This is a genomic window from Lentiprolixibacter sp. (assembly GCF_982873095.1).
The window spans coordinates 6,062-7,443 of the sequence record NZ_CEYNTP010000141.1; the positions used below are offsets into that span (position 1 = coordinate 6,062).

A 1,382-nucleotide genomic window follows, 5' to 3' on the forward strand; every position below is an offset into this window, starting at 1 on the left:
TCTCTTTGTCTGCCACAGCGTCCTGTAGATACTTTAATAGCCGTGTTTCCAGGGCCGACCTCCTATGGCTACATCTCAAATTGAAGTTTATAAATCCAAAATTTTTATCTGGTTCCGGTGAAGTTCGATCTTACCCTCTTTCTCCATTTGCTTTAGCAGTCTGGAAATCACTACACGGGAAGTATGCAGGTCATGCGCCACCTGCTGATGCGTAGCATAGATCATGTCGTCATGGGTAACCATGGCCTTATCCCTCAAATACTTGAACAGGCGTTCATCCATCTTCATAAACGCCAGGGTATCTACTGTCTCCATGAGTTCTGAAAGGCGGGTGTGATAACTGTCCAGGATAAATTGCCGCCAGCTGCTGTACCTGCTGAGCCATTCTTCCATTTTTTCAATGGGGATCATAAGCAGTTCTGTTTCTACCTCAGCCACTGCCCGTATCTCACTTTTCCCTGTACCCATGCAGCAGGAAAAGGTCATGGCACAGGTATCCCCTTTCTCAATAAAATAAAGGATAAGCTCATCACCGTTTTCGTCTTCCCGCATTATCTTGATGGCCCCGCTAAACAACAGGGGCATGGCTGTTATCCGCTGCCCGATGTCCATCAGGATTTCCCCCTGTTTTACTTTTCTGCAAACCCCAACCGCTTCGATTTCATCGAGTAGTTCCTCTTCAAAGAGATAACCGTAGTGCCTTATTAGTAATTCGCGCATCCTGTAGTAATTTTGATTATTTTGTTTCAGAGGGCATTATCTGTACTTCAAACCGCATGGATTCCCTGCCAAGATAGTGAAATCCTTCATGAAGCTGCTGCACCGGGGTGTTATAGGGATAAAAAGTAACCGGTTCTACACACAGCATATTGGACACCTCGGTCCATAACATAAAATTATCAAACCCGCTGGTCCTGATAGAAACATCCATAATATCCCTGAGCGTAAGTTCCTGGCAGGAAGCTACTTCCAGTGCCCGGCTACCGGCCTGTATAATCTCTTCAAGGCGAATTTCTTTCTCTCCAGCAAGTACCACGGGGGATTCCGAGTGTAATTTAAATGCCGGATGGTAGCCCAGCATAAAGGGCATGTCTGGTTCCCCTGCTATTTCGAACACCAGCTGCAATCCGTCATTACCAAGCTGGAACACTTTGCGGAATGTAAAATCATAAGGCCAGACAAGGAACTGAAGCCGGGAACGGTCCGGATATTTGGAATTCCTGACCACGGTTCCGGCGGTATAGCTTTTTTCATAGACCGCCCGTGTACCTGAAGATTCCAGCAGCTCATAATGTAATTCGCGTAGCAAGCCGTGTTGGTCCTGCATGGCGTTCCCCCTGGATACCTGCACCCTGTACCCTGTACCCTCAGTAGGGCCAATT

Annotated in this window: 2 protein-coding genes; both read right to left on the reverse strand. The window is 47.3% G+C overall.

Translation table 11 applies throughout. The features are described 5' to 3' along the window. Positions 1-87: 87 nt before the first annotated feature. Positions 88-720, reverse strand: a complete 633-nt coding sequence (locus tag AC4E7D_RS09295) for a Crp/Fnr family transcriptional regulator (RefSeq protein WP_490173526.1) — start codon at positions 718-720, stop codon at positions 88-90. Positions 721-736: 16 nt separating this feature from the next. Then, positions 737-1,382, reverse strand: a 646-nt coding sequence (locus AC4E7D_RS09300; protein WP_490173527.1) for an aldose epimerase family protein, incomplete at its 5' end; no start/stop codon positions are given.